This is a genomic window from Nocardia sp. NPDC050175 (assembly GCF_044459885.1).
In the GTDB taxonomy this organism is placed as follows: domain Bacteria; phylum Actinomycetota; class Actinomycetes; order Mycobacteriales; family Mycobacteriaceae; genus Nocardia.
This window is the reverse complement of record NZ_JBITJI010000016.1, coordinates 87,221-112,251: the sequence shown is the minus strand read 5'-3', so window position 1 is coordinate 112,251 and position 25,031 is coordinate 87,221. Positions and strand designations below refer to the sequence as shown.

General features: G+C 67.7%; 23 protein-coding genes. 15 read left to right on the top strand and 8 right to left on the bottom strand.

Annotated features, from left to right (window positions below; translation table 11 throughout):
* Window positions 1–91 precede the first annotated feature (91 nt).
* The 3 genes from ACIBK2_RS39075 (at window position 92) to ACIBK2_RS39065 (ending at window position 2,966) form a co-directional block, all read left to right on the top strand.
* Complete coding sequence (locus ACIBK2_RS39075) at window positions 92–1,348, top strand: cytochrome P450 (RefSeq protein WP_396975132.1); 1,257 nt, start codon at window positions 92–94, stop codon at window positions 1,346–1,348.
* A gap of 121 nt (window positions 1,349–1,469) precedes the next feature.
* Window positions 1,470–2,063, top strand: coding sequence for a hypothetical protein (locus ACIBK2_RS39070; RefSeq protein WP_396975130.1), 594 nt, complete (start codon window positions 1,470–1,472; stop codon window positions 2,061–2,063).
* A gap of 51 nt (window positions 2,064–2,114) precedes the next feature.
* The gene (locus ACIBK2_RS39065; protein WP_396975128.1) at window positions 2,115–2,966 is read left to right on the top strand and encodes a GNAT family N-acetyltransferase; all 852 of its coding nucleotides are present in this window, start codon (window positions 2,115–2,117) and stop codon (window positions 2,964–2,966) included.
* On the opposite strand, the gene ACIBK2_RS39060 is transcribed toward ACIBK2_RS39065, so the two are convergent.
* A complete protein-coding gene (locus tag ACIBK2_RS39060; protein WP_396975126.1) occupies window positions 2,959–4,362 on the bottom strand; it encodes an FAD-binding protein in 1,404 nt (467 codons plus the stop codon). The two genes, ACIBK2_RS39065 and ACIBK2_RS39060, sit on opposite strands and share 8 nt — an antisense overlap.
* A 259-nt stretch (window positions 4,363–4,621) precedes the next feature.
* Here ACIBK2_RS39060 and ACIBK2_RS39055 point away from each other — a divergent pair, with 259 nt between their 5' ends.
* Complete coding sequence (locus ACIBK2_RS39055; RefSeq protein ID WP_396975124.1) at window positions 4,622–6,190, top strand: glycoside hydrolase family 172 protein; 1,569 nt, start codon at window positions 4,622–4,624, stop codon at window positions 6,188–6,190.
* A 173-nt stretch (window positions 6,191–6,363) separates the two neighbouring features.
* The gene (locus tag ACIBK2_RS39050; protein WP_396975122.1) at window positions 6,364–6,798 is read left to right on the top strand and encodes a hypothetical protein; all 435 of its coding nucleotides are present in this window, start codon (window positions 6,364–6,366) and stop codon (window positions 6,796–6,798) included.
* A gap of 10 nt (window positions 6,799–6,808) precedes the next feature.
* Here the strand turns inward: ACIBK2_RS39050 and ACIBK2_RS39045 are convergent, their stop codons facing one another.
* Window positions 6,809–7,789, bottom strand: a complete 981-nt coding sequence (locus ACIBK2_RS39045) for a GlxA family transcriptional regulator (protein ID WP_396975121.1) — start codon at window positions 7,787–7,789, stop codon at window positions 6,809–6,811.
* Window positions 7,786–8,424 (bottom strand): HD domain-containing protein, encoded by a 639-nt coding sequence (locus ACIBK2_RS39040; RefSeq protein ID WP_396975119.1) that lies wholly within the window; start codon window positions 8,422–8,424, stop codon window positions 7,786–7,788. The genes ACIBK2_RS39045 and ACIBK2_RS39040 overlap by 4 nt, the downstream gene beginning before the upstream one ends.
* A gap of 204 nt (window positions 8,425–8,628) precedes the next feature.
* On the opposite strand from ACIBK2_RS39040, the gene ACIBK2_RS39035 reads away from it, so the two are divergent.
* Window positions 8,629–9,798 (top strand): alpha/beta hydrolase fold domain-containing protein, encoded by a 1,170-nt coding sequence (locus tag ACIBK2_RS39035; RefSeq protein WP_396975117.1) that lies wholly within the window; start codon window positions 8,629–8,631, stop codon window positions 9,796–9,798.
* On the opposite strand, the gene ACIBK2_RS39030 is transcribed toward ACIBK2_RS39035, so the two are convergent.
* Window positions 9,748–10,848 (bottom strand): ABC transporter permease, encoded by a 1,101-nt coding sequence (locus ACIBK2_RS39030; protein WP_396975115.1) that lies wholly within the window; start codon window positions 10,846–10,848, stop codon window positions 9,748–9,750. The genes ACIBK2_RS39035 and ACIBK2_RS39030 overlap by 51 nt on opposite strands.
* A gap of 135 nt (window positions 10,849–10,983) precedes the next feature.
* Here ACIBK2_RS39030 and ACIBK2_RS39025 point away from each other — a divergent pair, with 135 nt between their 5' ends.
* Both ACIBK2_RS39025 and ACIBK2_RS39020 read left to right on the top strand, forming a co-directional pair.
* A complete protein-coding gene (locus tag ACIBK2_RS39025) occupies window positions 10,984–11,463 on the top strand; it encodes a MarR family winged helix-turn-helix transcriptional regulator (protein WP_396975114.1) in 480 nt (159 codons plus the stop codon).
* Window positions 11,460–12,680, top strand: a complete 1,221-nt coding sequence (locus ACIBK2_RS39020; RefSeq protein ID WP_396975112.1) for an epoxide hydrolase family protein — start codon at window positions 11,460–11,462, stop codon at window positions 12,678–12,680. Before ACIBK2_RS39025 ends, ACIBK2_RS39020 begins: the two co-directional genes overlap by 4 nt.
* Here ACIBK2_RS39020 and ACIBK2_RS39015 read toward each other — a convergent pair.
* A complete protein-coding gene (locus tag ACIBK2_RS39015; RefSeq protein ID WP_396975111.1) occupies window positions 12,657–13,910 on the bottom strand; it encodes a cation:proton antiporter in 1,254 nt (417 codons plus the stop codon). The two genes, ACIBK2_RS39020 and ACIBK2_RS39015, sit on opposite strands and share 24 nt — an antisense overlap.
* A gap of 141 nt (window positions 13,911–14,051) precedes the next feature.
* Window positions 14,052–14,777, bottom strand: coding sequence for a uracil-DNA glycosylase (locus ACIBK2_RS39010; protein ID WP_396975109.1), 726 nt, complete (start codon window positions 14,775–14,777; stop codon window positions 14,052–14,054).
* Window positions 14,778–14,992: 215 nt separating this feature from the next.
* Here ACIBK2_RS39010 and ACIBK2_RS39005 point away from each other — a divergent pair, with 215 nt between their 5' ends.
* From ACIBK2_RS39005 to ACIBK2_RS38985, 5 genes are all read left to right on the top strand, one after another.
* On the top strand, window positions 14,993–15,436 hold the full coding sequence (locus ACIBK2_RS39005) for a GyrI-like domain-containing protein (RefSeq protein ID WP_357381644.1): 444 nt from the start codon (window positions 14,993–14,995) through the stop codon (window positions 15,434–15,436).
* On the top strand, window positions 15,433–15,867 hold the full coding sequence (locus ACIBK2_RS39000) for an effector binding domain-containing protein (protein WP_357381642.1): 435 nt from the start codon (window positions 15,433–15,435) through the stop codon (window positions 15,865–15,867). The genes ACIBK2_RS39005 and ACIBK2_RS39000 overlap by 4 nt, the downstream gene beginning before the upstream one ends.
* Window positions 15,868–16,657: 790 nt before the next feature.
* A complete protein-coding gene (locus ACIBK2_RS38995) occupies window positions 16,658–18,475 on the top strand; it encodes a putative bifunctional diguanylate cyclase/phosphodiesterase (protein WP_396975333.1) in 1,818 nt (605 codons plus the stop codon).
* Between the two features lie 165 nt (window positions 18,476–18,640).
* The gene (locus tag ACIBK2_RS38990; protein WP_396975107.1) at window positions 18,641–19,768 is read left to right on the top strand and encodes a glycosyltransferase; all 1,128 of its coding nucleotides are present in this window, start codon (window positions 18,641–18,643) and stop codon (window positions 19,766–19,768) included.
* Window positions 19,769–19,827: 59 nt separating this feature from the next.
* Window positions 19,828–20,700: an SDR family oxidoreductase gene (locus ACIBK2_RS38985; RefSeq protein ID WP_396975105.1), complete on the top strand. Its 873-nt coding sequence runs from the start codon at window positions 19,828–19,830 to the stop codon at window positions 20,698–20,700.
* Here ACIBK2_RS38985 and soxR read toward each other — a convergent pair.
* Window positions 20,669–21,154, bottom strand: coding sequence for a redox-sensitive transcriptional activator SoxR (gene soxR, locus ACIBK2_RS38980; RefSeq protein ID WP_150402090.1), 486 nt, complete (start codon window positions 21,152–21,154; stop codon window positions 20,669–20,671). The two genes, ACIBK2_RS38985 and soxR, sit on opposite strands and share 32 nt — an antisense overlap.
* Before the next feature lie 173 nt (window positions 21,155–21,327).
* Between soxR and arcA the strand changes: the two genes are divergently transcribed.
* Both arcA and ACIBK2_RS38970 read left to right on the top strand, forming a co-directional pair.
* On the top strand, window positions 21,328–22,626 hold the full coding sequence (gene arcA / locus ACIBK2_RS38975) for an arginine deiminase (protein ID WP_396975103.1): 1,299 nt from the start codon (window positions 21,328–21,330) through the stop codon (window positions 22,624–22,626).
* Between the two features lie 7 nt (window positions 22,627–22,633).
* Entirely contained in the window at window positions 22,634–22,993 is a 360-nt protein-coding gene (locus tag ACIBK2_RS38970; protein WP_135237604.1) for a GntR family transcriptional regulator, read from the top strand.
* Between the two features lie 142 nt (window positions 22,994–23,135).
* Here the strand turns inward: ACIBK2_RS38970 and ACIBK2_RS38965 are convergent, their stop codons facing one another.
* Window positions 23,136–24,758 carry a dolichyl-phosphate-mannose--protein mannosyltransferase gene (locus ACIBK2_RS38965; protein ID WP_396975101.1) on the bottom strand — a complete coding sequence of 541 codons (1,623 nt, stop codon included), beginning with the start codon at window positions 24,756–24,758 and terminating at the stop codon, window positions 23,136–23,138.
* Window positions 24,759–25,031: the final 273 nt, after the last annotated feature.

The window sequence follows — 25,031 nt, the reverse complement described above, 5'->3', positions numbered from 1 at the left end:
TCCGGCTCGACCGAGCGGATTTTCGATACGCGCGTTCCACCGGCTGCATAGGCTCACGGAGTTTGTTGCCCGACCGCCTGGAGTTTCCGCGATGACGATGCCACCGCCCCCTGCGCACAGCCGGGGCGTGCCTGCCTCGCCTGGTTCGCCGATCGATACCGACGGTCCTCGGGTGTCGCTGTATTCACCGGAATTCGCGGCGGATCCGCATGGTGCCTATCGGGCCATGCGCGAACAGTACGGATCGCTGGTGCCGGTGGAATTGGCGGCGGGGGTGCCTGCGACGTTGGTGATCGGGTATTACACCGCGGTGCGGATCTTCAATGATCCCAGCCATTTTCCGGCCGATCCGCGTATCTGGCAGCAGAGCGTCGCCACGGATTGTCCGGTGCTGCCGATGATGCAATGGCGGCCGAACGCGTTGCGCAATGCGGGCGCCGAGCATGCCCGTTATCGGCAGACCAATACGGCCGGCCTGGACAAGGTCGATCAGTACCGCCTGCACGACACCGTCGCGGAAGTCGCGATACCGCTGATCAATGCGTTCTGCGCGGACGGATCGGCGGATCTGGTTCGCCAGTACGCGTTTCCGCTCGCCTTCGCGGTGCTGAACGCGATGCTCGGTTGCCCGGCCGAGATCGCGCGGCAGGCCGCGACCGGTTTCGCGGCGATCTTCGAGGGCGTGGACGCCGCCGAGGGCAACAAGATGCTGATCGGTGCGCTGCAGGAGCTGATCCAGCTCAAGCGCGCCGCGCCCGGCGACGATGTCACCACGCGCATGCTGCGGCACCACGCCGAACTGAGCGACACCGAAATGGTGCACCAGCTGGCCACGCTGTACGGCGCGGGCATCGAGCCGCAGCAGAATCTGATCGTCAACACCCTGCTGCTGATCCTCAGCGACGAGCGTTTCGGCGGCAGCGTGCTCGGTGGCAGCCTGTCGACCAGGGACGCGCTCGACGAGGTGCTGTTCAACGATCCGCCGATGGCGAATTTCTGCATCAGCTTCCCGCGCCAGCCGATCCTGATCGACGACCTCTGGTTACCCGCGCACCAGCCGGTCGTCATCAGCATGGCCGCCTGCAATACCGATCCCGAGATCAGCGCAAACCAGTTCGCGGGCAATCGCTCGCACCTGTCCTGGGGTGCGGGCCCGCACGTCTGCCCGGCCAGCTCGCTGGCCTATCTGATCGCCCAGGACGCCATCGACCAGCTACTCGACGCGCTACCCGAGATCCGCCTCGCGGTCCCGCCCAGCGAATTGACCTGGCGCCCCGGACCTTTCCACCGCGCGATGACCGCCCTCCCGATCACCTTCCCGGAATCCCCGCCGCTGCCGCAGCCGTAGCTAGGTGTGGATCGCGAACGCCGCGCGGGTCGACACCCTGATGGCGTCGACCCGCGCTTTCCGTCCGAAGCCAGGGTTTTCCCGGAGGCCCCACGCCTTTCACCCTGCCAGGCTTGGAACTGTGAAATCCCCTGGAGTGCTACTGATCTCCGCACCGCTGTTCTTCTCCGGATATGGCGTCATTCGGCTGTTCGGTTTGGCCGATGGCCGGTACGGGCCCGGCATCGATTGGCAGGCAGCGCATATCGTCGGCCTCATCGGCATGGTGTTGTTCGTCCCCGCGGTGCTCGGTATGGAACGTCTTCTGCCGCGCGGTAAATGGCGGAGCGGCACGGTAATCGTCACCCTGATCGGGTTGGCCGCGACGATCGTTCAGTTCTGCGCGGATATCGTGTTCGCCGCGCTGGCCACGGACAAGGCCGATATGTCCAGGCTGAGCCACGAATTCTCGGCCATTCCCGGTGTCCGCCCGGCGTTCTACACGGTAGGGCCGCTGCTGTTCTTCCTCGGCCTGATCGTGCTGACCGCGCTGCTCGTCCGGGCCGGCCGACTGCCGTGGTGGAGCCCGGTGGTGCTGGCGATCAGCACCATGGTGCCGCTGCTCACCCTCGACCTGATTCCGATCGCGGGCGTCGGCGTGCTCGCCTCGGTGGTCGGACTCAGCAGCGTCACCGAATTCGAGGCGACGTCGCCGGTGTGCCAGGCCGAGGCCTGAGGCCGGAAAAGGATTGTCGCCCGGCCGGTTCGCCCTGGTAGGAATGCATTCATGTCGCCTGAATCCACCTTGTTCGCGGGAACGGACCTCGCGGCCCGCATCGAGCGCGTCGAACGGTCGCTGATGGAAGAGGGCGCCCGCGCCGCCGCACAGCGGGAGCCACGGGTGCTCGTGCGGCCCATCGGCAGCGGCTCGGCCGTGTGGGCCGGTCCGAACTCACCCCTCGGCAAGGTGGTCGGCGTCGGCATGGGCGACGACTTCGACGACAGCGCGTTGGACGCGGTGGAGGCGGCTTTCGCCGAACGCGAAGCCCCGGTCCAATTCGAGGTCTCGACCCTCGCCGATCCCGCCGTGGCCGAACGCCTGACCCGCCGCGGCTACCTGCTGACCGGCTTCGAGAACGTGCTCGGTCTGCGACTCGCCCCGGGCAGACAGGCGAATTCCGCTGCCGAAGTGAAGATCTCGGCCGTAGCTCCCGACGAGTTCGACACCTGGCTGAACGTCGTCGCCGACGGTTTCGCCACGCCCGACACCCAGGGCGTCGCTTCCCACGAGGAGTTTCCCCGCGACGCCCTCGACAACTCGATTCGCGACATCGCCTCGGCCACCGGCTTTTCCGGCTCGCTCGCCCGCATCGACGGTGTCGCCGTCGGCGGTGGCAGCCTGCGCCTCGCCGACGGTGTCGCCCAATTCTGTGGCGCGGCAACCCTTCCGGCGTTCCGTCGGCGCGGCGTCCAGGCCGCACTCCTGTCGGCCCGCCTGGCCGCCGCCGCGGCCGCGGGCTGCGACCTCGCCGTGGTCACCACCCTCCCCGGCTCGAAGTCGCAGCAGAACGTCCAGAAGCTCGGCTTCCAACTCCTCTACGCCCGCGCGATACTCGTCCGTTCGGCCCAGCTCAGCTGACCAGCACCGTGTGTATTCGATTCTGCGGGTCCACCTTTCGGCGGGTCTCGTCGAGTAGTGGGTAGTTGTGCGCGTAGTAGCGCTCCATCGGGTCGCCGGATTCGAGGTAATTGACGTAAGCGCCCGCGGAGTACGGGGCGATCAGGTGATGTGCCTCGGCGATCCACGCGGCGACCTGTTCATGCGGGATCTGTTGGTAATTACCCCATTCCACCAGGGCGGCGTGCTCGCGCCACGGGAAGGCGGTGTCGGCGGGGAGGGTGTCGCGGACCGCGCCGTCGAGCGTGTTGATCTGGACCCAGCCGGTGCCGCCCGCCCTGGAGTGCGCGGTGATCGCCTCGATGATCGCGGCGATGGCGTCGTCGGAGAGTTCGGTGACCACGTCGGAGCCGCAGGTGAAGGTGGCGCGCGGCTGGGTGGCGTTGCCGCCCGCGAGATACATGACCGTGTCCATGTGGCTCAGGCTGCGGTACTCCACGTTGATCGGTTTCGCGGTGGCGGCCATCAACGCGACCGCGGCCCTGATGCCCTCCTTGGCCGGGCAGACCAGCTGCATCCAGCATTTCAGCCCGCCCTTCCCGTCCGCGTCCACGCTGACGCAGGCCCACTCGGCGGGATCGGCGGTAGCGAGCCAGGTCGACCATCCGGCGATCACCTGAGCCGCGAGCTCACCGGGAAAGGCCAGTTGGACAACGTCTTTCGGTGTCGCCGGGCAGGTACGATAGGTGAGTGAGGTGACCACGCCGAGATGGGAGCCGCCACCGCGGACGGCCCAGAACAGATCCGGCCGCGAGGTCGGCGAAACCTCGGTCACCGTGCCGTCGGGCAGCACCATCGACGCGGCCGCGAGCCGGTCGCAGGTCAGCCCGTAGCGGCGGGACTCGAACCCGAGGCCACCACCGAGGGTGAGCCCGGCGATGCCGACCATCGGGCACATCCCGGTCGGCAGCGTCTGCCCGAACCGGTCGAGCTCGCGGTACACCGCGTTCAGCGTCATGCCCGGCGCGACAACAGCTTCGCCGTCGCGATAGGTCACCCCGGACAGCTTGCGCAGGTCGATGATCATCGCCCCGGTCGCCGACGAGGCGCCAACATACGAATGGCCACCCGCGCGGGCCGACATGATCAACTCGTGCTCGGCGGCGAAGGCGACCGCGGCGGCAACGTCGTCGACCGTGTCGGCGCGCACGACGGCGGTCGGCTTCTCGTCGTCGAACCGGGTGTTGAAGATCTGCTTCGCCGTCGGGTACTCCGCGTCCTCGGCCAGGAAGACGCGACCACGCACGCGCTGGTCGAGCTTGCTCCAATCCACACCCGCCGCAATGCGGCTGGTCGGTAGCGGCGTCGGCTCGGCGCGCGCGACCCGAGCGCCGGACGGGCCGGGCAGACCGGCCAACGCCCAGCCGGTCAGGCCGATGCCGAGTGCGCTCCGCAGGAAGGTGCCGCGTGAGAAGTTGGTGTCGATCTCGTCAGCCTAGGGGCGTAACCACCTGAAACAGTGGCACGACACCGACTGACGACGCCCAGGCGCGCCCTTTGTCCTGTTCGCGGCCGCCGCGACGAAACACCCATCCGGGACGACCGCGGGTCCGAATACCGGGAGATAGCCACCCGATGAATGACCATCATTCCCTCACTCGAAGGAGACGTCTGGCGTGCTGGTCGATCGCGGATTTCGGGCAAGGGCCTTGCTGGTCCGGGTGGCGATGGCACTCGGCGTGGCACTGCTGACGGCGCCCGCGGTGGCGGTCGCGCAGCCCGCCGCGGTGCTCGCGGACACGGCGGGCGTGCCTGCGGCGGTGTATGGGTGGGACACCTATCGGCGGTTGGACGCGTTGCCGTATCTGAGTGGCGCGGTGCAGGCGCAGCAGTACTCCAGCTACGACCGCAGCGGCGGCAACAAGGACTGGACCGGTGGCTGCATCGACCACGACGGGCCCCGCTGTGTGGTCGCCCAGGACGACGGATCCGGCGAGATCGACTCGATCTGGTTCACCATCAATCGGGGCGACGTCACCGCACTCGGCAACATCCGGATCGAACTGGACGGCAAGGTCATCCTCGACGAGCCGCTGCAATCGGTGGTCGACGGCGCCTACGGCCCACCGTTCGCGTTCCCGCTGGTGGCGAACGCCAAGCAGTCGCCGGGCGGCGTGTACATCAAAGTGCCTATGCCGTATCGGAATTCGATGCGGGTCAGCGTGTCGAACCCGGTGGATTACTACCACGTCACCTTCCGGCACTTCCCGAACTCCGATGGCGTGCGGACCTTCGACCGCGGCGACCTGGCACTCGACGTGCTGGCCACGCTCTTGGGCGCGGGCAAGCGGGATCCGAAGCCCGTGGCCCTCGGCGCTCGGACGCAGACTCGCACGGTGGAGGTTCCCGCGGACAACGCGGTAGAGATTGCCAAAGCGGCTGGGCCGGGCAGTATTTCGGCGCTGCGCTTGCGGCTGCCCGCCGGGACGGACACCACCGGTGTGCGCCTGCAGATTCGATTCGACGGTCACGACATGGTCGATTCGCCGGTCGGCGAGTTCTTCGGCGCTGGACTGGGTCCGGTCGACGTGCGGTCGTTGCTGTTCTCATCGAACGCGGAACCGGGCGGCTGGCTCTCGTCGTGGTGGCCCATGCCGTTCGCCCGCGATGCCGCGGTGACGCTGCGCAACAACACCGGCAGCCCGATCAGTGGCATCGATGCCGAGGTGGTCATAGCTCCCGACGCGCAGTGGGGCCCGGCCTTGAGCAGCGGGCAGGCGGGGTATTTCAGTACCCGGTCGCATTCCGGCCCGACTACACCGGGCGTCGACTGGCCCTTCGCCACGATGACCGGCACCGGCAAGTTCGTCGGCGTCAGCCACGCCATGAGCGGTCGCCACGTCGACACGGCGATGGGCAAAGACGCGGTGTTCATGGAGGGCGACGAGAAGGTCTACGTCGACGGCTCGACCACCCCGCAACTGCACGGCACCGGCACCGAGGACTTCTACGAGGGCGGCTGGTTCTTCGACTACGGCAAGCGCTACACCCTGCCGCTCACCGGCCAGCCCACCGTCCGGATGACCGACGACCGGTGCCCGGACTACTGCGCCACCGCCTATCGCCTCATGCTCGCCGACGCCGTCGGCTACCGTTCGAGCCTGCGATTCGGCATCGAGCACGGCCCGGTCAACGACGAACAAGCCGACTACAGCTCCACCGCCTTCCTCTACACGCAGCCATAACCCGCGTATTCGGGTAACTCCGGGCGACCCGGTGTCCTCCTCGAGGGGGAGAGGTGCGCCCGGACGTAGTTCTGGAGGGGGAGACAGAAGGGGGTCGGCGGAGCGATGTGCAAAACCGCAGATGGCAAGACAATTCTCGGTAGTGCTTGCCATTGAGCCGGGAGGTTGTCGTGATGACGGATGTGGTGCGACGTGCAAGCTACATCGCCGCCACCGTGGACGAACTGCGCCAGCACACCGCCGCCGACAAGGCGGCCTGCATGGTCAGCCAGCGTGCGCTGTTCCCGCGGCGCGGTCGCATCGAACTCGGCGACGCCGGGCTGGTGCTGTCCGACTGGAGCGTCGCCGGGGATCTGATCCTCTCGCGCGCGGCCATCGTCTCGCTGCGCCGCGAATTCACCCCGCTCTACGGCAGATTCATGGGCGGTCTGCTGAACGCGGGCAAGCCGCTGATCCTGCAGACCACCACGGTCGGCGAGATCTACATCCTGATCAACCGCCGCGAGATTTCCGAGTTCACCAACAATCGGCGCTGGGCGACCGCGATCGCCGCGTGGGCGGGAGTCGGCAGGCGACGCGCGAAATCATCGTCGGGACAGTCGAATTGATCGCGACACGCTAGTCGGGCGATGGTGCGGGCTCGGTGGTGGTGAATCGGTGCTGATAGGTGCTCGGTGCGATACCGAGGTGCTGGTGGAAGGCGCGCCGCAGGGTGTCGTCGCTGCCGAAGCCGCTGCGGACGGCGGTTGTCGTGACGGAATGTCCTTGGTCAAGCAGCATTTGGGCTTGTTCGAGGCGGACCTGCTCGAGGTAGCGGGCCGGGGTGGTGCCCAGTTCGCGCCGGAACAGCCGGGTGAGTTGGCGCGGACTGGTGTTGGCGAGTGCGGCGAGCACGGGAACGGTGTAGTCCCGGGTCGGGTCGGTGTGGATGGTGTGGAGCAGCGTGCGCAGGGTGTTGTTGTGCGGTGCGGGCGTCCGAATCGGCACGGAGAACTGAGATTGGCCGCCGGGTCGCTGCAGGAAGACGACCAGTGCGCGCGCCACGTCGCGGGCGACGGCCGGGCCGTGGTCCTGTTCCACCAGGTGCAGCGTGAGATCGATGCCCGCGGTGATCCCCGCCGAGGTCATGATCGGACCATCGGTGACGAAGATGGCGTCGGGCTCGACCTGGATGCCAGGGTTGCGCCGTTGCAGGGTGGTGGCGTGCCGCCAATGCGTGGTCACCCTGCGGCCGTCGAGCAGACCCGCGGCGGCGAGCGCGAAAGCGCCGGTGCAGACCGACGCGATGCGCTGCGTGCGGTCAGCCAATTGTGTTACGGCGCAGACGAGTTCGGGTGGCACCGGCGCGGAGACGAGTTCCTCGGAGCCGGGCACCACGAGGGTGTCCAGCTTGCCGATGTCCCCGGCGGCGCGGTCGACGTCGAAACGCAGGCCGGTGGACGAGCGCACCGGTGCGCCGTCGGGGGAGATCAGCGTGATCCGGTAGTCGGCACCGAGCCGGTTCGCTTCGGTGCACACCTCGCTCGGCCCGGCCACGTCGAGCAGCGTGACGCCGGGAAACACGAGCACGCCGACCGCGTGTGGGCGGGACACGCTCATTCGGGCCACGGACTGTCTTGGATGACCTCGACGAAATCGGTACGGACAAAGCCCGGCAGGAAGTGCGCGAGCACGTCGGCGTTGACGGTGCCGAAGGTGCTGTCGGGGCGATCGGCGAATCCGTTGGTGAACGCGGCGAGGATCTGCCGCTTGAAGTCGGGGCGCGGATGCGCCGCGGTCACCGCCGCGATGTCGGCGTGGTCCAGATCGCGGTATCCGATACCGAGGACGTCGGTTTCGACGCCGGCCGTCACCAGCGCGATCTCGGGTGCCATGTGCTCGGGAATGCCCGGCGTGGTGTGCAGCGCGATGGCCGTCCACACCCGCTGTGCCGCCTCGGCCTCGATGCCGTGCGCGGCGAGGAAGCGACGGGCCTCGTCGGCGCCGTCGACCTCGAACCGTTGGCTCGCCGTGCGGTAGGTGTCGGTGAGTCCGAGGTCGTGGAACATCGCGCCGACATACAGCAGCTCGGGATCGGGCTTCAGACCGCGCAGCTGTCCCTGCAGCATGCCGAACAGATAGACGCGCCGGGAGTGATGGAACAGCAGTGGCGGGGCGCTGGCGCGCACCAGCTCGGTGGCCTCGGTGACCAGGCGGCTGTCCGGAATGGCGATGCCTGCGATGTGCTCTGTCATGGGAACGCTCCTGTAAACGACGGTGGCTGACCTGTCCCAGAATGCGTGCTGCGGTAGCTCGGCCGCCGTGTCTGTTCGGACCGGTATACCGCAGATTAGGACATCGTCCGCCAACCGGGGCGCACATATCAAGTGCGCCTCGGTGACCACGTGTGGTCGGCGTGCCATGGGTACCGGTGCGGACGGTCGTGGGTTAATGAGCGAATGGTCATTCGTTGGCTGGTCGCGGCATCGGCGGCCGGGGTCGCCGGGCTGATGGTGCTGTTCATCTACGTGATCATCGCGGTGCGGATTCCCGCCCCCTTCGTGGTGCTGACGCATGTGGTGAGTGACTATGGGCTGTACCTGATTCCGCTCGGGCTGGCCGGATTCGTGTTGTCGCTGATCGCCTTCGGGAAGAAGGGCCGGGCCGGAGTGCGCCGGGTGGCGGCGGCGACCGGGCTGGTGTGCCTGCTCGGCGTGGTCGCCGCGGGCTTCCCGATGGCCGCGTCGTGGGGGACCGCCGTTCGGCAGGACGCGACGCTGTCGATCGGCGACTATCTGTCCGGCGGCACGAACACCGGCGCCCCGGTCGAATCGTTGAGCACCGTGTACAACACCGTGGACGGTCAGGACCTGAAGCTCGATGTGAAGCTGCCCGAGGGCCCGGCGGAGCGGCCACGGCCCGCGGTGGTGTGGGTGCACGGCGGCGGCTGGCGCAACGGTGACCGCGGCGAGGCGCCGATGTGGCATAAGTGGTTGAACGACAAGGGATATGCCGTCTTCGCCATCGACTACCGGCTGACTCCGCCCGCGCGCTGGAATCAATCGCCCGCGGACGTGAAGTGCGCCGTCGGCTGGGTCAAGCAGCAGGCGGCGAAGTACGGCATCGATCCCGAGCGGGTGATGCTCGCGGGCGGTTCGGCGGGCGGCAATCTCGCGCTGATGGGGGCCTACGCCGACGAGCGGGTGGCGCCGAGCTGCGCGGTCACCGACACGGCGGTCAAGGCGGTCGCGGCGTTCTATCCGGTGCCCGATCTGGTCGAGGCGTGGCGCGACACCGGTCTGCCCGGGCGGATGCACACCTTTCTCCAGGACTACACCGGCGGCACCCCGGACCAGGTCCCTGATCGCTACAAGGCGGCCTCGCCGGTCACCTATGTCCGCCCGAACGTGCCGCCGACGCTGCTCATGCACGGCAATCGGGACCACGTCGCGCCGTACCGCGGCTCGGCCGAACTCGCCGAACGGCTGCGCCGGGTCGGCGTCGAAAACCAGTTGCTCGCAGTGCCTTACGGCGAACACATCTACGACTTCACCTGGGAGAGCTGGGGCACCCAGCTGTCACGGCAGGTCTTCGGCAAGTTTCTCGCCGACCACTTCCCGGCCCCGTGAGCGGGCGGCGTGCGCGTTGTCGGTAGACCGGCCGCCGGGATGACGGCTGCGCCAGATCCAGAACACCGCACAGGCCACCAGTGCCCAGCCCGCGAGCACGAGGAACGGTAGAAGGTGTTGGTGCGCATGGAAATACACCGCGGTGTGCTGCGCGTTCACCGATGCGCCCGGCGGCAGCCAGCGGCCGATGTGGCCGAGCAGGGAGGGCAGCAGCGGCCAGGACACCGCGCCGCCGGAGGACGGGTTGCCGAGCAGCACCATCAGACCCCAGGTCGGCAGGATCGCCCACCGCCCGAACAGGGTGTTGAACATGGTGAACACCATGCCGGAGGTGAACATCGTCAGCGACAGAATTCCCCACGACTCCAGATACGGCAGGCGGACCGCGCCGAGCACCCAATCCGCCACCGCCGCAATGGCAAAGCCGCCGCACACCGCGTACAGCGCGGTGAAGCCGATTCGTTCGACGGGGTTCAATGCCGAGGCGTGCACGCTGAATTGGGTCGCGCCGACGAAACCGATGATCACCGCGGCCAGTGAGATATAGAAGATCGCGAGTCCGCGCGGATCGCCGCGTTGCAGTGGCACCACGTCGGTGACCTCGACCGGAACCGCCACCGCGGGCCCGGCCGCGGTGGCGACCTGGGTGATCAACTGGGCGACCGATTGGCCGGACGCGCTCGAGCTGTCGAGGCCGACACCGGGCTGGCGCGCGGTGACGATCGCGAAGACCTTCTGGTCCTCGATCGCCGACCGCGCCGCCGCGGCATTGTCATAGGGGCGAACAGTCAGCGAATCATCCAGCGAGCGTTGCAGCTCCGTCAGGAACCGCTGAACCGAAGCCTCCTGCTCCGCCCCGATCACGGCAATCGGAATGTGACGCGGCGTCGGATTCGCCAACGCGTAGGTATACGACCCGGCGAACAACCCCGCCGCAGCGGTCACCAACAGCACCAGCACCGTCGCGGGCAGATACGGCGAAGCCCGCACCATCGCCCACCATTCGGCCCGTGTTCGCCGCCGTTCATGCTGACCACGCAGGTTAGGCATCCCCGCACACTAGGTCCCACCAGCGAAGATGCCCACTACCCGCGCGGCCTGTCGCACGCGAGCCCGCTGTCACGGATAGCGGCGCCGCTCGTGATTACATAAGCAGCTTAAATAAATCAGTGATACATTTCGACGATGGCAGCACCGCCGCGTGACCTCGATGCCGACGACCTCGCTCGGGTGATGGGTGCGTTCACCCGGGGTTCCATTCGGCTGCCGAGTGCCGAGAAGCACACGTTCACCACGCTTTCGGTGCTGCACACGCTGGCCGGTAAAGGGCCGATGCGGGTGTCCGCGCTGAAGGTGACCGAGCAGATCACCCAGCCCGCTATTACTCAGCTCGTCAGCCGGCTGGAACGCGACGGGCTGGTCGAGCGCAGGCCCGACGTCGCGGACGGCCGCGCGGTGCTCGTGCGGATCACCGAGGCGGGCGCGCGGATCGTGCGGACCCGGCATCAGGAGCGGGTCCGTCGATTCACCGAGTTGGTCGAGGCGCTGACGCCCGAGGAGCGAGCGGCGATCAGCGCGGCGCTGCCCGCGCTGGATCGCATGGCCGCGCTGATGGACACCGAGCGCTGGTCCATGACCGCCGCTGTGCCGGAAGGACTTTCATGACATCGACGTTTCCACTCCAGGCCGCGCCCATCCGCGTCGCCGACGACGTGCTTGACGATCTCGCGGCGCGGCTCCGGCTCACCAAATGGCCCGACGACGTCGGCAACGACGACTGGCACTACGGCATCGGCCGCCGCTACCTGCAGGAGCTGGTCGACTACTGGATCGGCGAATACGACTGGCGTAAAGCCGAATCCGCGATCAACGCCTACGAGCACTATCGCGTGAGCGTCGAGGGCGTGCCGATCCACTTCCTGCGCAAGCCGGGCGTCGGCCCCGATCCGACCCCGTTGATCCTCACGCATGGCTGGCCGTGGACCTTCTGGCACTGGTCCAAGGTGATCGACCAGCTCGCCGACCCGGCGGCCTTCGGCGGCGACCCGGCCGACGCGTTCGACGTCATCGTCCCCTCGCTGCCCGGTTTCGGGTTCTCCACGCCGCTGCCGAAGAACCCCGACATGAACTTCTGGAAGGTCGCCGACCTCTGGCACACGCTGATGACCGACGTCCTCGGCCATCCGAAGTACGCCGCCGCGGGATGCGATGTCGGTGCCCTCGTCACCGGCCAACTCGGCCACAAGTACGCGGACGAGCTGTATGGCATTCACATCGGCTCGGGCCTCGAACTGACTCTCTTCAACGGCGATAGAGCCTGGGATCTCAGTGGGGGACAACCGATTCCGTCGGGTTTGTCCGGGCCTGCGTATCAGCAGTTTCTCTCCTTGGAGCACCGCTTCGCCGTCCACCTCGCCGCCCATGTGCTCGAACCGAGCACGCTCGCCTACGGTCTCACCGACTCACCCGTCGGCCTGCTCGCCTGGATCCTGCAGCGCTGGGTCACCTGGAGCGACAACCACGGCGACATCGAGACCGTCTTCACCAAGGACGACCTGCTCACCCACGCGATGATCTTCTGGGTCAACAACGCCATCGGCACCTCGATCCGCTACTACGCCAACGCGAATCGCTACCCGTGGACGCCCGTGCACGACCGTGTCCCAATTATCGAGGCGCCCACCGGTATCACCTTCGTCGGTCACGAAAACCCGCCGGGCGTAACCACTCCCGAGCAACGGGTGCAGAGCTGGCTCGGCAGCGACCGCGCAGGCTGGTACAACCACGTCAACCTCACCGCGCACGAGGCGGGCGGTCACTTCATCCCCTGGGAAGTCCCCGAGGCCTGGATCACGGACTTACGCCGCACCTTCCGGCGTTGAGGCCAGCCGGGGCTGCGCCGACGCCGGGATCGGCAGGCGGCCGAGCTCGGGCGTTACTTTGAGCAGCCGCAGCAACGGCGATGTCATGGCCGTGGTCACCAGGGCCATCACGACCAGGATCGAATACAGCTGTACACCGATGAGTCCCGTGGTGAGCCCGATGTTCAGGATGATGAGTTCGGTGAGCCCCCTGGTGTTCATCAGGCTCGCCAGCGCACCCGCCTCGCGCGGCGGGATGCCGTTGGCACGCGCGGCGAGGTAGGTGCCGCCGAGCTTTCCGGCCAGCGCGGTCACCAGGATCGCCAGCATCTCGAGGACGCCCGCCCGGTCCAGCGAGCTGAGATCCACCTGGAGTCCCGCGATGACGAAGAAGGCGGGCAGAAAGACCGAACTCAGCAGTTGCGCACCGGTTTCCACCACCGGCCGGTGGGTGCGCGGGAAGATGACGCCGAACAGGAAGGCGCCGAAGATCAGGTGCAGGCCGATCCATTCGGTGGCCGCGCCGCAGATCAGCGCACCGCAGACGGCGAGGAAGATCATCGTATTGTTGCTGGTCGCCGCCGTGGAGCGGGAAACACGGGCGAGCAAGGGGCGCACCAGCCACCACATCGCCGCGACCAGTGGCACGAAGAGCAGCAGTTTCCACTGGGTGCTCGCGCCGGGGCGGGCCAGGCCGATGACGAAGGCGAGCACGGTCCACGCCAAAATGTCGTCGATGGCCGCGCTGGCCATGCTGAGCTGCCCGATCCTGGTACCCATCAGGTCGCGCTCGATCAGGATGCGGGCCAGCACCGGGAACGCGGTGACGGCGAGCGCGCAGCCGATGAACAAGGCGAAGGTCAGCCGGTTGCCCTGGTGGTATCTCGACAGCACGGCAAGGGCGACCCCGCAGCCGAGCGCGAACGGCACGAAGTAGGCCGACAGCGAAACACTGGCCACGGCACGGCGATTGCCGTTGAACGAGCCGCGATCGATCTCCAGCCCGGCCAGGAACATGAAGATCATCACGCCGACATTCGCGAAGGCGCTCAGGTAGGAACGGACGTCCTGCGGAAAGACGATGCCGGATAGATGTGCCCCGAGAATCGTGGGTCCCGCGATGATCCCGGCCGCGATTTCACCGATGACCGGTGGCTGGCCGAGCCGCTGGGCCAGCCTGCCGAGCAGCCGCGCGGCCACCGCGATGAGCACGAGATCCACCAGCAGGAACACCATTTGGTTACTGGGCAACGTTCGCTCCGTTCGAAATGGGCGCGCCGAGACCGCCCTGCTCCTCCGTCGAAGCCGTGCCGCGAATATCTCCCGGCCAGGCTCCCGACTCCCCGGGGACAACGATAACGTGCGCCGCCGACCCCAGCGAGTCTCGACGGGCTAGCCGGGCCGGTGGACGTCGAGCCCCGCCGCCCCCGCCGCCGTGCTGAGCACCGCCTCGACCATCGCGGGGGTGAGGCGGCCGGTAAAGGTGTTCTGCTGGCTGACGTGGTAGCAGCCGAACAGATGCAGCGGTGCGCGGTCCGCGTCGGCGGGGGACAGCTGCACGTGCGCACCGTGCCCGAACTTCGGTCGCGGGCGTGGAATGGTCCAGCCCGCGTCGGCCAGCACCGGTAGCAGCGCCTGCCAGCCGAACCCGCCGAGCACCACCACCGCGCGGACAGTCGGTGCGAGTAAAGCGAATTCGGTCGCCAGCCAGTGCCTGCACCGGTCGCGCTCGTCCGGTGTCGGCTTGTTGTCCGGCGGTGCGCAGTGCACCGGCGAGGTGACCCGAACGCCGTGCAGGCGCAAGCCGTCGTCGCGGTGCGTCGCCGTCGGTTGGTTGGCCAGGCCGACCGCGTGCATGGCCGCGTAGAGCACGTCACCGCTGCGGTCGCCGGTGAACATGCGCCCAGTTCTGTTGCCGCCGTGCGCGGCCGGCGCCAGCCCGACGACCAGCAATCGTGCGTCGTCCGGCCCGTACCCGGGAACAGGTCGCCCCCAATAGGTTTCGTCCCGGAATGCCGCGCGCTTCTCCCGCGCCACCTGTTCGCGCCAGGCGACCAGTCGCGGACAGGCGAAGCAGTCGGCGACCGCGGCGTCCAGTTCGGCGATGGTGTGGCACACGGAAGTCACGGTAGGCGCGATCATGCCAACTACGCATGCTTTCCGAGGGCGCCGCTTTCGCTCTCGCAGGTCATTTGTCCAGTTCGGGACCATCGTGAATGTGAGAAACAAGGCGGACATGTGATCGTGACCACGCGGTCTGTGTTGATAGCATGGCCTTTCTGACCGACCGGATGCGGGCAACGCCCCCGGATTCATCTCGAAAGAGTCTTTCCATGCAGTTTGAAATCGTCGAGCGGGACGAGACGTGGGTTGCCGGGTTGCCGGTGCGCAGCCCTAAACGTGCGCTCGGAGAGCTGCGTGATCACGACCTGGAGGCGGCCTGGGCGACTGTGCTGCACCAGGAGCTCGGTGGCCCGCTCGCCAGTGCCTACACCGACTACACCGGCGAGCTCGGCACCTACAACACGCAGATCGTCGGCTACGAGTGCGCGTCCTTCGGCGACGTCACCCGCGGCCATCTGGTGGCCCGGCTGCCGCGCGGCACCTATGCGAGGTTCTCCTCGGTCGGTAACTTCCCGCAGGTGATGACCGACCTCTGGACCCAGATCGCGTACGCCGAGGAACACAACCAGATCAAGCGGACCTACACCGGCGACTTCGAGTGCTACCCACACGCCTACAAGATCGAGCTCTACCTGGCGGTAGACGCCAAATGAGTTATGCGATCGCAGTGCGTGGTGAGGCGATTTACGGCGGCCTGGTGGTGCCTCGGGTGCGTCCGAGCTTCAAGGTCAGCAACAGTGACCTGATCGAGTTCCTCAAAGACCGGCTGCGCGACCGCAAGGGCGCCGACCGGCCGATGTTCACCGTGTACGTGCCGGACCCGGCGGGCAACTACAACGCGGTGGTCTGCTTCGAGTACCGCGAGCCCGAGTCGGTGCCGATCGGCGACGTCCTGGTGCGCGTGCCCAAGGGCGTCTATGCCCGGTTCGCGCCGAACGGGGACTACCACGATCCGGTGGAGGACGTGTGGGCCCAGGTCGACGACGCGACCGCCTCGGCCGAGATCACCAGGGCCTATCGGGAAGAGATCGAGATCTGGCAGGGACCGGATTCGGTGGAGCTGTTCATCTCCATCCTCGTCTAGCTTGCTGATGGTTAGCTGCACTAGAACCGACCGGTCTCTCTGGTAATTTGCTCAACCACAAGACGGGTTCTGACCAGGGGGAATTTGCGAGGGTCCATCCAGTTTTCGGAAGATTAACCAGACATCTGGTCAATTCTTGCTGGATGACGGATACTGCCCTAGGCAAACTCGTCCGGAAAGCAGGATTCGGGTGGGTATGTCGGCCCCGGTTCGACGACCGCGTAAGGATGCGGAGCAACGGAGTAGGAACAGTATGGCTGTCGAGGCGAGCACCGCCGCCGCGCCGATCCGGGTTGCTGGCGGCTTCGGTGGGACGGTAGCAGGTCATTTCCCGCCGGGCCCCGATTCGGAAGATCATCGCTCGACCGATCCGATCCGGTGGGATAATCGGTCCCGTCGGGCAATTGCCGATGAATTGCAAGGCTCGCCGATTCGAGTCGAACGGCACAGGCGCCGTGCGTCGGATACCGACCCCGGAACGGTGGGGTGACGATGGGTGACGACAGCAGTCGAAATGCGCGACTCCGCCGCGCACCGGCCACGATTTTCCCGGATTTCGTGGATAGACTGGCGTCGCTTCGTTTCTCGGACCTGCTCTCAGTACCTGAGCATGAGACCATGGCGTTGGTGCTATGCCTGAGCGATTCGGCCGCCGCCCGGGGTCGTAGCCGGCGGCTCCCGAGCCGACGGCGGCCGATGCCTGGCGTGGACACCCGTGGATAGCGTGATCGGAGACAAGGTGCCTCGGCGGACGCTCGACTCATTGGTGACCCAGGTCGCCTCCGAGCTGATGGGTGTCGACGCTACGACCATGGCCGAGGCGACCGAGCGAGTGCTGGCCCAGCTGGTCGAATACTTCGACGTCGACTTCAGTTACGTGCGCCACACCGACCGCGAGCGCCGGGCATCGCTGCTGATCGCGGAGTGGCCACACCGCCCGCAGGTGCCCGATCCGGATCCGCTCGAGGTGGTCTACTTCGAGGGCGCCGACCCGGTGTTCCGCGCGTTCGAGCACGCAACCGAGCCGATGATCGCCCGCCCCACGCCCGAATTCGCCGACTATCAGGAGACGATGCGCCGGGCCTCCGGCATCCCCGTCGTCACCACCGCCGCGGTGCCGCTGCTCTCGCGCGGCGAATCGACCGGCGTGCTCGGCTTCATCAAGACCGGCGATCGGGAGTGGAGCACCCGCGAGCTCAACGTGCTCAAGGCGATCGCCGCGCTGTTCGCCCAGCTGCAGGCACGGGTCGTCGCCGAGGAACGGCTGCGCTACATCGCGTTGCACGACGACCTCACCGGACTCGCCAACCGCCGCGCGCTGCTCGAGCACATGGAGGAGCGGCTCAAGCCGGGCAGTCCCGGTCCGGTGGCGGCGTTCTTCCTCGACCTGGATCGGCTCAAGGCGCTCAACGACTTCCTCGGGCACACCGCGGGCGACAACTTCATCCGCACGCTGTCCTCGCGGCTGCGCGAGCACCTCGATCCGGACGATATGATCGCGCGCCTCGGCGGCGACGAGTTCGTCATCGTGCCCGCCAAGCCGATGGACGCGGTCGCGGCCGAGGAGGAGGGCACCCGGATCCAGCAGCTCATCGGACGCCGGGTCACCGTCGGCGGCGAATCGGTGAGCCGCGCGGCCAGCATCGGCGTCGCCGTCGGCATCCCCGGCGAGACCACCGTCGCCGACGTGCTGCGCCGGGCCGACCACGCGCTGCTCTCCGCCAAATCAGGCGGCGGCAACGGCGTTGCGGTGTTCACCGACGCCATGCGGGCCCAGTTCGAACTGCAGGACGACGTGGAGCTCAACCTGCGCGGCGCGGTGTCCGACGGCTCGCTGCTGCTGCACTATCAGCCCGAGGTCGACCTGCGGACCGGCCGGATCGTCGCGCTGGAGGCGCTGGTCCGCTGGCTGCATCCGACCAGGGGCCTGCTGCCGCCCGCGGCGTTCGTCACCGTGGCGGAGGCGACCAACCTGGCCGGCGAGCTCGGCCGCTGGGTGATCCGGTCGGCCTGCGCCCAGTTCGCCGAGTGGCGCAGGCGTGGCCTGGCCGCGAATGTGGTTATGCGGATCAATGTTTCGCCGGTGCAGCTGGTCAGCCTGGACTTCGTGGAGCGGATCGAGGACATTCTGCGGCTGTTCGGCATCGACGGCAGCTCGATCTGCCTGGAGATCACCGAGCATGTCGTGGTGCAGGATCTGGCGCGCACCCAGGTGACGTTGCGTGGGCTCAAGCGGATGGGCGTGCAGATCGCGATCGACGATTTCGGCACCGGCTACAGCTCGCTGTCGCATCTGAAGGCGCTGCCGGTCGACGCGGTGAAGATCGACCGTGGCTTCGTGCAGCGCTTGGGCGCAAGCACGGACGATCTCGCGATCGTGAAATCCATTATCGGACTTGCCGGTTCGTTCGGCCTCGGCGTGGTCGGCGAGGGCGTCGAGACCGCGGTGGCCGCACGCACCCTGGTCGGGCTGGGTTGCTATCGGGCACAAGGCTTTTTGATCGCCAGGCCGATGCCTGCCGACGAGGTGGAGGCCCATCTCGCGGTCGGCCGCATCCCGCTGGATCTCGATCTGCCTCGGGCCAGCCGCGGCGCCGCGGGGATCTGACCCTCGGCCGAGCTGTCGCCGGTGGCTGCCGAAAGCGGGCACCGCCCATCTCAGTGCGCCGGGAATACCGCTGACAAGCCGGTTCGCCGGGTCTTTCACGGGTGTTCATGCCGCGTTGGGCGCATCGGTCCCGAAGGTAACCCGACTGGCTGCACCATCGGCGATGTGCGCATAGTTCAGCTTGCGAACTTCTACGGCCCGCGTTCGGGTGGGCTGCGCACTGCCCTGCATCATCTCGGCGAGGGCTATGCGTCGGCTGGACACGAAGTGGTGCTCATCGTGCCTGGTGCGCGCCGATCCGAGGAGATACTGCCGACCGGCGTGGTGCGAATAACCCTGCCCGCCTTGGCTATTCCGTGGACCGGTGGCTACCGCGCGGCCGACCCGAGGCGGGTCGCCGATGTGTTGAACGGACTGCGGCCCGATGTGCTCGAGGTATCGGACCGGCTGACGCTGCGTGGCTTCGGCCGCTGGGCCAGGCGGCGCGATGTGGCGGGCGTGATGATCTCGCACGAACGACTCGACCGGCTGCTCGGTCAGTTCATGCCGCGTCAGGCGGCTCGTCGCTGCGCCGACGTGGCCAACGGCCGTACCGCCGCCGATTACGACATCGTGGTCTGCACTACCGAATTCGCGCGCGAGGAGTTCCTGCGGATCGGCGCGCCGAACGTCGAACTGGTGCCGCTCGGGGTGGATCTGGAGCTGTTCAGCCCGCGCAGGCAGGACGACAGGTTGCGCGCCGATCTCGGTGCGCCGGGCCATCCGCTGCTCGTGCATTGCGGCAGGCTGTCGGTGGAGAAGCGAGTGGAGCGCAGCATCGAGGCGGTCGCCGCACTTCGCAAGGCGGGCACCGAGGTTCGGCTGGTCGTCGCCGGTGACGGGCCGCGACGCGAGGCGCTGGAACGCCGGGCACGTGCGCTGCCAACCTTGGCCAACGGGCTGGCCGCCGTGCACTTCACCGGATTCATCTCCGAACGCGCGATGGTGGCGAAACTCCTTGCCACCGCGGATGTTTCGCTGGCGCCCGGCCCGCATGAGACCTTCGGCCTCGCCGCGCTGGAGGCGCTCGCGGCGGGCACACCGGTGGTGGCGAGCCGGTCCTCGGCGCTGAAAGACATCGTGACCGCGGAGTGTGGCGCGGTCGCCGACGATCGCGGCTCGGCGTTCGCGCAGGCGGTCACCGATGTGCTCGCGCTGCCGACGGTCGGCCGCAGGAAAGCGGCCCGCAGCCGCGCCGAGCAATACACCTGGCCACGGGCCGTGGCCGGAATGCTCGCCGTACTGGGCCGCTGAGCGTTACCCCAAGTACCCTGCGGTGAGCCGATTCGAGCAATTCGAGATGGGGATGCGCAGTGCGAGGTAATGGGCGACCGGGCCGCAGGACATTGCGGGACGCGAAGGTGCTGATCACGGGCGCGGCGAGCGGAATAGGCCGATCCACCGCGCTGGCTGCCGCCGCGGCGGGCGCCGAGCTGGTACTCACCGATATCAACGCAACCGGGCTGGACGCGACGGTGGCCGATATCCGGAGTGCCGGTGGCGTCGTGCTCATCGCCGAGGCCTTCGACATCACCGACTACGACGCCGTCACCGCGTTCGCCGAGAAGGTACACGCCGAACACGGCAGCCTCGACATCGTGATGAACGTCGCGGGTACCTCGGCCTGGGGCACAGTGGAGAACCTGGAGCACAAGCACTGGAAGCGCATGGTCGACGTCAACCTGATGGGCCCGATCCACGTGATCGAGAACTTCGTGCCGCCCATGGTCCGGGCGGGCAAGGGCGGCTCGCTGGTCAACGTCTCCTCGGCGGCCGGGCTGCTCGCGCTGCCCTGGCACGCGGCCTACAGCGCGAGCAAGTACGGCATCCGCGGCGTCTCCGAGGTGCTGCGGTTCGACCTGGACCAGCACGGCATCTCGGTGCACCTGGTGGTGCCCGGCGCAGTGGACACGCCGCTGGTGCACAGCGTCGAACTGGTCGGCGTCGACCGGGAGTCGCCGCGGATCCAACGGCTCACCAAGTCGTTCACCAAGCACGCCGTGTCGCCGGACCATGTGGCGGCCTCGATCCTGCGCGGCGTCACCCGCAACCGGTTCCTGATCTACACGTCATTCGACATCAGGTTCGGCTACTGGTGGGCGCGAAAGTTCGCGCTGCCCTACGAGATCGTGATGCGTCGCGCCAGCGCCCGCTTCAGCCGGTTGCTGGCCGCGCAGAGCAATTGAGCTGTACGTCGAGCACGCGCGCGCCGGGACCCTCGGTGCCGAGCCGGTCGTGTTCGTTGACGAGTTTGCAGCTGCCCAGCGACAGGCAGCCGCAGCCGATGCAGCCGGTGAGGTTGTCGCGCAACCGAATCAGCTGCGTGATGCGGTCGTCGAGGTCGGCGCGCCAGGTGGTGGACAGCGTCTCCCAGTCGCGCCGCGTGGGGTTGCGGCCTTCCGGCAGCTGATCGAGGGCGTCGCGAATTTCGCTGAGCGGGATGCCGACCCGCTGTGAGATACGAATGAAGGCGACCCGCCGTAATGTCTCTCGCGCATATCTGCGTTGATTCCCGCTGGTCCGGCGGCTGCTGATGAGTCCTTCGCGTTCGTAGAAGTGCAACGCGGAAACTGCTACTCCGCTACGCTCGGAAAGCTGCCCGGGGGTCAGCTCCTTTGCTCGCCAATCGGCTGTCGACATGCACGCTCCTCCATTCCCCTCAACAATACTTGAGGTTAGGCTGAGCTCGGGGAGGAATCGGCCAACGGCAAGTCGGCCCGATAATCCGGTAGCGAGCGACTTCACACGCGGCAAGACGGCAACGAAGACCCGAATTACGTGCTCTTGTGGCCGCGGCGAACTACGGTCTGAGCATGGGAGCAGACGCTGTGCCCGCGCGGCATGGAGAGGACTCGGACGCCGACGGGCTGGACCCCGACAGTCCGGGCACGCGGTTGACGGTGACCTCCGAGGTCGGCACGCTGCGTACGGTGCTGCTGCATCGGCCCGGCGACGAACTGCGCAGGCTCACCCCGCGCAATAACGATCAGCTGCTGTTCGACGGCATTCCGTGGGTGGAGCGGGCCCAACAGGAGCACGACGCGTTCACCGGTGTGCTGCGCGACCGCGGCGTCGAGGTGCTGCTGCTGGCCGACCTGCTCGCCGAGACCCTCGCGGTCAGCGGTGCCGCCCGTATCCAGGGCATTTCCGCCGCCGTGGACGCGCGCAGGCTCGGGCACTCGCTGGCCGACCAGCTCGCTGCCTTCCTGCGCGGCGTCCGGGCCAGGGACCTGGCCAACATCCTGATGGCCGGGATGACCTTCGACGAACTGCCGTTCGGACCCGACGCCACCTCGCTGGTGCGCCGGATGCATCACGGTGCCGACTTCGTCATCGATCCGCTGCCCAATCTGCTGTTCACCAGGGACTCCTCGTTCTGGATCGGGCCGCGCGTCGCGATCACCTCGCTGGCGCTGCCCGCGCGGATCAGGGAGACCTCGCTCACCGATCTGATCTATGCCTTCCATCCCCGCTTCCTGGGGGTGCGTCGCGCCTACGAATCGCACACCGCGCCCATCGAGGGCGGCGATGTGCTGCTGCTCGCGCCCGGCGTGGTCGCGGTCGGCGTCGGCGAGCGCACCTCGCCCGCGGGCGCGGAAGCGTTGGCGCGCAGCCTGTTCGACGACGATCTCGCGCACACCGTGCTGGTCGTGCCGATCGCGCAGAACCGGGCGACCATGCATCTGGACACCGTCTGCACGATGGTGGACAGCGACGCGCTGGTGATGTATCCGGCGGTGCGCGACTCGTTGTGCGCGTTCACCATTCAACGCGAGGACGACTACAGCGCGCGCAACGGCGACGGCAAGGTGGCGATGAGCGGACCCGATCCGTTCCTGGTCGCCGCGGCCAAGGCGATGGGCATCGACAAGCTCCGGGTGATCGACACCGGGCTGGACGGCGTCACCGCCGAACGTGAACAGTGGGACGACGGCAACAACACCCTCGCGCTGGCGCCGGGCGTGGTCGCCGCCTATGAGCGCAACGAGATGACCAACGCGCGCCTGGAAGACGCGGGCATCGAGGTGCTGCGCATCCCCGGCTCCGAATTGGGTTCCGGTAGAGGCGGACCCCGCTGTCTGTCCTGTCCACTCTCCCGGGATGAGTTGTGATCCAATCATGTTCAACATCACCGTGTCGCATGAGTCGGCCGTCCCGCCCTACGAACAGTTACGCATGGGCATCATCGCCAAGGTGCGCTCCGGCGAACTGACCGCGGGCACCAAGATCCCCACCGTGCGGGCGCTGGCCGCGCAACTGGGCCTCGCCCCCAACACGGTGGCTCGCGCCTATCGTGAGCTGGAGGCCGACGGGGTGGTCGAAACCCGGGGCAGGCAAGGCTCTTTCATCGCCTCCTCGGGTGACCCGACCCGTGACGTCGCGGGCCGCGCCGCCACCGCCTACGTCGCCACCGTCCGCCGCCTCGGCCTCGACGACGCCGCCGCCCTCCGCTACGTCAAAGCAGCCCTGGAAGGTTGACCCACCAACCCGACCGAAGGTCCCCTTCAGCACGCCCCACCGACCGAAGGTCCCCTTCGGTCGGTTCGCTCCGCTCGACCGAAGGGGACCTTCGGCCTGACTCTGAGGATGAAGGGCGCCTTCGGTCGGATGACGCGGGGTGCTAGCGCCAGCTCGGCAGCCAGAGATGGTCGTGCCAGTTGCCGGGTGTGATGGGTAGCGCGGTGAGAATCGGCCAGAGCCAGATGAAATTGGCGATCACCAGGCCGAGGTAGAGGCATACCGCGAGGAGCCCGAGGGCGTGTCGTTCGTCGGGGGAGACCGGTAGGTAGGTCCCGACGGGGCTGCGCGGCACCGGTATTCGACGGGACGGGCCGAGGATGTCGCCTAGCACCAGGGCCAGGCCCATCACCAGGAACGGCGCGAGGGCGACGGCGTAGAAGTAGTACATCTGCCGGTCGAGGGTCAGGAACCAGGGCAGCAGCGCCGCGCCGTAGCCGACGAGCACCGCGGCGTACCGCCAATCGCGGCGAACCACACTGCGCCACACCATCCAGCCGATCACCGGGAAGGCGAGCCACCAGATCGCGGGGGTGCCGATCAGCATCACGGCCTTGACGCACTGGGTCTGCCCGCAACCGCTGACGCCGTTGTCGGCGTAGTAGTAGAGCATCGGCCGCAGACCCATCGGCCAGGTCCACGGCTTGGATTCCCACGGGTGGTGGTTGCCCGCCGAATTGGTCAGGCCTTCATGGAATTCCAGTGCTCTGGCGCTGAAATACCATAGCGAGCGCAACGCGTCGGGGACCCAGCTGAAGAAGCCGCCGGTGCCGATCGGTTCCGTCGGGGCGGACGGGTTGCCGACCATGTACCGATCGATGCCGGTCTCGCTGGTGAACCAGGCCCAGTAAGTGCCGAGGTACACCCCGAGCGGGATCAGCACCAGCGCGTACAGCGCCGGTCCGACATCGCGGATCCCGGTGCCGAACCACGGACTGCGCACGCCGTATGCGCGCCGCGCCGCCACATCGAAAAAAACGCTGAGCAGTCCGAAGGCGACGATGAAGTAGACGCCGGACCATTTTGTCCCGCAGGCCAATCCGAGCAGCACGCCGGCCCCGAACCGCCACCAGCGCACGCCGAGGCGCGGACCCCACGGGGTCTCGTCGATCCGGCCCTCGGCGTCGGCCCGCGCCATCCGGGCCCGCACCTCGTCGCGGTCGACGATCAGACAGCCGAAGGCCGCGGTGGCGAAGAACGCCAGGAAGATGTCGAGCATGCCGATGCGCGAGGACACGAAGGTGGTGCCGTCGGCGATCAGCAGGATGCCCGCGATCGCGCCGATCAGGGTGGACCGCGCCATCCGCCGCACGATGCGGATCACCAGCAGGATGAGAATGGTGCCGACCATCGCGGAGGCGAAGCGCCAGCCCCAGCCGTTGTAGCCGAACATCGCCTCGCCGAGCGCGATGAGCTGCTTGCCGACCGGCGGATGCACCACCAGCCCGTAGCCGGGATTGTCTTCTACCCCGCCACCATTGAGCATCTGCCAGCCCTGCGGCGCGTAATGCTTCTCGTCGAACACCGGGGTGCCCGCGTCGGTCGGATAGTTGAGCATGGTGAACCGCGTCACCGCGGCGATGGCCGTGAGGAACGCGGTGACCAGCCAGCCGCGCAGGGTATCGGTCGGCCCGAAATCGGGCGATGGTCGCCGCGGCGCGGGGCTCGACCAGGAGGGCACGGCCCCGAACGGAGCGGTCGCGCGCTGGTCGGTCACCTGTGTCACGCCCCGATCGTATGCTGTGCGCGCCCTCAGGTCCCGCAGCGGTGAGCCCGACACCGTGTGAATCTCATAGCACGCGCCCCTGCACCGGGTGGTCACGATCACATACCGAACAGCGCCTCGGTGCGCCCGACACGCCGCCGCTCGCGTGCGGAATCGAGCCGCCGCGCATGTCGTGTCCTGCCGCGCGCGAAATTGTTGGCGATTCCGTGCGCGTGGCGCGATTGTGCGCGCGTGGCCTAGTCGGGCTGTCAGTGCGGGATGGGCGAGTCGATA

Bases quoted from the DNA above. Each gene is read 5' to 3' on its own strand.
- ACIBK2_RS39075 (WP_396975132.1), top strand. From the start codon at position 92: ATGACGATGCCACCGCCCCCTGCGCACAGCCGGGGCGTGCCTGCCTCG.
- ACIBK2_RS39050 (WP_396975122.1), top strand. From the start codon at position 6,364: ATGACGGATGTGGTGCGACGTGCAAGCTACATCGCCGCCACCGTGGAC.
- ACIBK2_RS38995 (WP_396975333.1), top strand. From the start codon at position 16,658: ATGGGTGTCGACGCTACGACCATGGCCGAGGCGACCGAGCGAGTGCTG.
- ACIBK2_RS39025 (WP_396975114.1), top strand. From the start codon at position 10,984: ATGGCAGCACCGCCGCGTGACCTCGATGCCGACGACCTCGCTCGGGTG.
- ACIBK2_RS39020 (WP_396975112.1), top strand. From the start codon at position 11,460: ATGACATCGACGTTTCCACTCCAGGCCGCGCCCATCCGCGTCGCCGAC.
- ACIBK2_RS39005 (WP_357381644.1), top strand. From the start codon at position 14,993: ATGCAGTTTGAAATCGTCGAGCGGGACGAGACGTGGGTTGCCGGGTTG.
- arcA (WP_396975103.1), top strand. From the start codon at position 21,328: ATGGGAGCAGACGCTGTGCCCGCGCGGCATGGAGAGGACTCGGACGCC.
- ACIBK2_RS39035 (WP_396975117.1), top strand. From the start codon at position 8,629: ATGGTCATTCGTTGGCTGGTCGCGGCATCGGCGGCCGGGGTCGCCGGG.
- ACIBK2_RS38970 (WP_135237604.1), top strand. From the start codon at position 22,634: ATGTTCAACATCACCGTGTCGCATGAGTCGGCCGTCCCGCCCTACGAA.
- ACIBK2_RS39065 (WP_396975128.1), top strand. From the start codon at position 2,115: ATGTCGCCTGAATCCACCTTGTTCGCGGGAACGGACCTCGCGGCCCGC.
- ACIBK2_RS39045 (WP_396975121.1), bottom strand. From the start codon at position 7,789: ATGAGCGTGTCCCGCCCACACGCGGTCGGCGTGCTCGTGTTTCCCGGC.
- ACIBK2_RS39040 (WP_396975119.1), bottom strand. From the start codon at position 8,424: ATGACAGAGCACATCGCAGGCATCGCCATTCCGGACAGCCGCCTGGTC.
- ACIBK2_RS39000 (WP_357381642.1), top strand. From the start codon at position 15,433: ATGAGTTATGCGATCGCAGTGCGTGGTGAGGCGATTTACGGCGGCCTG.
- ACIBK2_RS39030 (WP_396975115.1), bottom strand. From the start codon at position 10,848: ATGCCTAACCTGCGTGGTCAGCATGAACGGCGGCGAACACGGGCCGAA.
- soxR (WP_150402090.1), bottom strand. From the start codon at position 21,154: ATGTCGACAGCCGATTGGCGAGCAAAGGAGCTGACCCCCGGGCAGCTT.